Source organism: Acinetobacter sp. UBA6720 (assembly GCF_002454215.1).
GTDB lineage: Bacteria > Pseudomonadota > Gammaproteobacteria > Pseudomonadales > Moraxellaceae > Acinetobacter.
In genome coordinates, this window is record NZ_DKIK01000102.1 from 1 (window position 1) to 3,528 (window position 3,528).

Genomic DNA, 3,528 nt, shown 5'->3' on the forward strand with positions numbered 1-3,528 from the left:
AAGATTTGAATATTAATACGTAAGAAATTTAGAAAATGATGAATTTTTCAATGTTGTTGAATTAATTTATGAATCTAGCAAGTGGTGCTACTAAATTGTTTAGGTCAATACATCAAGTGGAACTAAGTATAGACATCCTAATTCTGTGCAAATGCAGATTATATAGGCTCTGACCCGCAATAACTAACAATAGAAAGGATATAGGGGGCTTTGGCCAAAATCTAATGCACTCAGCCAAAAGGCTCTACTTTCATAATTTTAGACCTTATTTTTTTAGCGGGTGAGAAGTACAGGGTCCTCAATGTTATAACCTGTTTCAAAAGGAATCCCGAGATATTGAACTGTCACCAGTGCTTTTTGTTGATGAGGAACTTTATAAGTTTGCGAAATGCGCAGCCCATTTTTATAGTCCACCGCCTTGTGTATGGGACTTTTCAAATTGATGTATTTCACTTGATATTGATAGCTAAACTTCGGGATGGAGAGTGTAGGGTCATACCAAGAGGGTTCTTTTGAAGTCTTCTTACTGATGACTTGAATTTTAACCTGCTTGGGCAGAATCGGCGCTAAAGCTTTGAGTCGTTTTTTAATTTTTGCAATGTCACGGTCAAACTTCTGACTGTCTTGATCATAGTCAATTTTTTGAGTTTTTGGATTGATATATAAAGATTTTACTTCAATCAGTTTGGAGGGGGTTTTGCTGTTGAGTTGATAATAATACAATTGTGGCAAACGACCCCGACCATCTAAATAATGTCGCATCACATAAATTTTTTGATCAGTTTGGTCGAGTCCTAAAACTTCAATATTTTGTGGTCCACCTACAGTTGCAAAACTGTGGCTTGAAAAAAATAAGCTACTGAAAAGTAGTGGATGGATTATTCTCATCATCATGAGGCACCTCATATTTTTTACTGATGATGTTTCACTTTAGTGGCTACAAAATGTAGAAAAGTTAACTTGAGTATAATGCTTTAAGTATTTTGGATACGTTCAATGACCATTTGGGCTACGTTTTTCGTAAGTTGATCAAGTCGCTCGAGCGCAGTTCCTAGCAGCAAATACTGGTAGCTACTTAATGTATTTTGATAATAAATAGCCGTGTAAAAGGTGCCTTCTGGCTTGTCAGGCGTCGCACTTCCTCCAGGTTTCAATAACCCTGTACATGAGACAATGATATCGGCATGACGAAACAGTCGATGACCGTGAATTGCCATAGCTTCAGTGACTTCAATCGACTCTGCTGTATATTGCTGAATCAATGCTGGATCTATTTTTAAAATTTCACATTTGATACTGGGATCGTAACTGACCAGTCCACCGAGTAAAATGTCAGCTCCGCTATGTTTATAAATCGAAAACTGACTGGACAAATAACCAGAACTGGCACTTTCGATAAAGGCAATGGTCAATTTTTTCTGTTCTAGGAGGTTGCAGCATTGTACTAATATTTGCACGTTTTTAACCTCCTGATGTTCATTAGGTTGATCTATTTGGTAGCCTAGTCATAAACACGATACACACCAACAAAACGATTACATGCTTTGTTTTCACTTTTTACAGAAAGAATGGCTTTTTGAAAGTTGAACTGATAATGGCAGTTGTTTTCATTGTCCGTGATGTTTTGTTTCTGATCTGGTGTAGTGTAGGCCAAAAATGAAATGGTTTGAGTCTCTATACGATTATTAGGATTACGGTAGGCGATACCTTCAATCTTAATTTTATCTTTAGACAGTTGATGAACTTGTAGATGTACAGGTTGCTTAGCAATCGTCCCATGTTCAAACTTTAAATAGTGTTGGGTCAAACTTTGATTAAGTGAAGTATAGAAATTCAGATCATCAATTCGAAAGTCCATCTGCTGTTGATAGCAATCTAAGGATTTACATTGTTGTAGACGGTTCAACCATAGCTGCTGGGTATCGACTAATAAACGCTGTGGGGCATCACTGATTAAAAAAGCAGTCATTGATTGCGTGTCTAATTTGTGCCGAATGTCTTTGAATTGATCACCACAGATCTTTTTAAGACCAGACGATGAAGGAGCGTCACAGTCAATGACTTGAGCATAACTAAAGCTGGTACAAAGACAACTTAGACACACTAAAATACTAAATTTTTTCATAAGTTTTATGTCGGTTTTCAACAGCATGATCGCTTATACTTTCACTATGTTGCGCTGCTTGTAACTATAGCGAAAGAGAAAGCGTGAATACAAGATTTCAATCATTTATTTCTTAAAGGAAACTGAGCATGGTTGCACATATTCGAATAGGACAGGGGCTTGATGTACATGCTTTTGAAGAGGGTGAGTTTGTCACGCTGGCTGGGATTCAGATTCCACATACACACGGTTTGAAAGCACATTCAGATGGTGATGTTGTTTTGCATGCTTTAACAGATGCATTATTGGGTGCGTTGGCCTTGGGGGATATTGGTCAACACTTTCCAGATACTGACCCTCGTTTTAAGGGAGCAGACAGTCGTGTATTGCTTAAACATGTCTATCAGCTTATTTTAGATCGTGGCTATCAATTAAATAATGCTGATATTACCGTAGCATGTGAACGTCCGAAGTTAGCAGCGCATAATCTGGCAATGCGTCAAAGTATTGCAGACGTTCTTGATGTCGAAGTTACGCAGATTAGTATCAAAGCAACGACCACAGAGAAACTCGGTTTCACGGGTCGTCAAGAAGGTATTTTATCTACTGCAACAGTGTTGATTTCTCATGCAAAATGATCAGGATTGATCATCGCGAGTTTTAACTCTTGTGTTGCTTTACGGCCTTGAAGTTGTAAAGCAACAGCATGTGCTAAACCTGTCCATGTGTCATTGGGTTCCCAAATTTGATGCATGGCCTCATGGGCTGTCGGCATATCCATATTCATATAATACTGACGATATAAATACATTAAACTGCTGACGCTGTAGTTCTTCGAACAGTGTACCCAAATGGTTTGTTCTTGAACTAAATGATCAATCATATCTAAGATCAATAAACATTGATCATCAGAAGGCATGTCCGACGAAATAGGTACATGTATATAGTTCAGCCCTAAATCTAAGCAAATTTGATCTTCACTGGGCAAATGATTACTGGCATTACTGAGCGCAAGATTGATCACAGTATTTACACCATACTCTTTAATTTGCTTTAACTGTTCTGCAGTTGGTTGTCCAGAAGTCAGTAAATGCTCGTGGATGAATTGAAAATTCAGTGTTTGGCTTAAGTGAGTTTCAATAGCGTTCATAATTTTTTCTTAATCATAGAATGAAAAACGCCATCCGAAGATGGCGTTTTTTAAACTTATCGGTTTGGTAAAACGTCTTTAAGTGCTTCGTGCATCTCTAGTAATACCTTTTCTGTGGTATCCCAGTCAATACAACCATCGGTTACAGACTTACCATATTCGAGGTCGCATAAGTTTTCAGGAATTTCTTGACGTCCACCTTTAAGGTGACTTTCAACCATAATGCCAATAATAGACTTATTACCATCAATGATTTGTTCTGTAATATTTTTCA

The 3,528-nt window shown here is 37.6% G+C and carries 5 protein-coding genes and 1 pseudogene; 1 reads left to right on the forward strand and 5 read right to left on the reverse strand.

Annotation, left to right across the window (positions count from 1 at the left end):
* Positions 1 to 273 precede the first annotated feature (273 nt).
* The 3 genes from B4F08_RS09240 to B4F08_RS09250 form a co-directional block, all read right to left on the reverse strand.
* On the reverse strand, positions 274 to 894 hold the full coding sequence (locus B4F08_RS09240; protein ID WP_291374218.1) for an aminotransferase: 621 nt from the start codon (positions 892 to 894) through the stop codon (positions 274 to 276).
* An 80-nt stretch (positions 895 to 974) separates the two neighbouring features.
* Positions 975 to 1,457: a CinA family protein gene (locus B4F08_RS09245; RefSeq protein ID WP_291374219.1), complete on the reverse strand. Its 483-nt coding sequence runs from the start codon at positions 1,455 to 1,457 to the stop codon at positions 975 to 977.
* Positions 1,458 to 1,501: 44 nt separating this feature from the next.
* Positions 1,502 to 2,152: an A1S_1983 family putative colistin resistance protein gene (locus B4F08_RS09250; protein WP_162900276.1), complete on the reverse strand. Its 651-nt coding sequence runs from the start codon at positions 2,150 to 2,152 to the stop codon at positions 1,502 to 1,504.
* A 101-nt stretch (positions 2,153 to 2,253) separates the two neighbouring features.
* Between B4F08_RS09250 and ispF the strand changes: the two genes are divergently transcribed.
* A complete protein-coding gene (gene ispF, locus B4F08_RS09255; protein WP_119063900.1) occupies positions 2,254 to 2,742 on the forward strand; it encodes a 2-C-methyl-D-erythritol 2,4-cyclodiphosphate synthase in 489 nt (162 codons plus the stop codon).
* Here ispF and B4F08_RS09260 read toward each other — a convergent pair.
* Both B4F08_RS09260 and B4F08_RS09265 read right to left on the reverse strand, forming a co-directional pair.
* Positions 2,730 to 3,254 carry a protein tyrosine phosphatase family protein gene (locus B4F08_RS09260; RefSeq protein ID WP_086209253.1) on the reverse strand — a complete coding sequence of 175 codons (525 nt, stop codon included), beginning with the start codon at positions 3,252 to 3,254 and terminating at the stop codon, positions 2,730 to 2,732. The two genes, ispF and B4F08_RS09260, sit on opposite strands and share 13 nt — an antisense overlap.
* A gap of 56 nt (positions 3,255 to 3,310) precedes the next feature.
* Positions 3,311 to 3,528, reverse strand: a pseudogene (locus B4F08_RS09265) (3-deoxy-7-phosphoheptulonate synthase); the annotation flags it as partial.